This window comes from Paraburkholderia sp. BR14320 (assembly GCF_040948665.1).
GTDB lineage: Bacteria > Pseudomonadota > Gammaproteobacteria > Burkholderiales > Burkholderiaceae > Paraburkholderia > Paraburkholderia youngii.
This window is the reverse complement of record NZ_JBFPKG010000310.1, coordinates 1-315: the sequence shown is the minus strand read 5'-3', so window position 1 is coordinate 315 and position 315 is coordinate 1. Positions and strand designations below refer to the sequence as shown.

1 protein-coding gene is annotated in these 315 nt (G+C 62.5%); it reads right to left on the bottom strand.

Annotation, left to right across the window (positions count from 1 at the left end; genetic code table 11):
• Window positions 1–315 (bottom strand): DDE-type integrase/transposase/recombinase (locus tag AB3X89_RS40435; RefSeq protein WP_368588088.1); only part of this gene is annotated, 315 nt, incomplete at both ends.

Genomic DNA, 315 nt, shown 5'->3' with positions numbered 1-315 from the left:
TTGCACGCCGCGGTCGCTGTGATGGATCAGCCCGTCCTGCTGCGCCGGCTGTCGCTCGTACAAGGCCTGTTCCAGTGCGTCCAGAACGAAGTCCGTGCGCGCCGAGCTCGACACACGCCAGCCGACAATGCGTCGGGCGAACACGTCTATGATGAACGCGACATAGACGAAGCCCTGCCAGCTCGATACATAGGTAAAATCTGACACCCATAGCGCATTGGGCCGCTCGGCCGTGAATTGCCGGTTCACGAGATCCTTCGGGCACGGCGTCGAACCATCGCTCACTGTGGTGCGGACCGTCTTGCCCCGCACCAC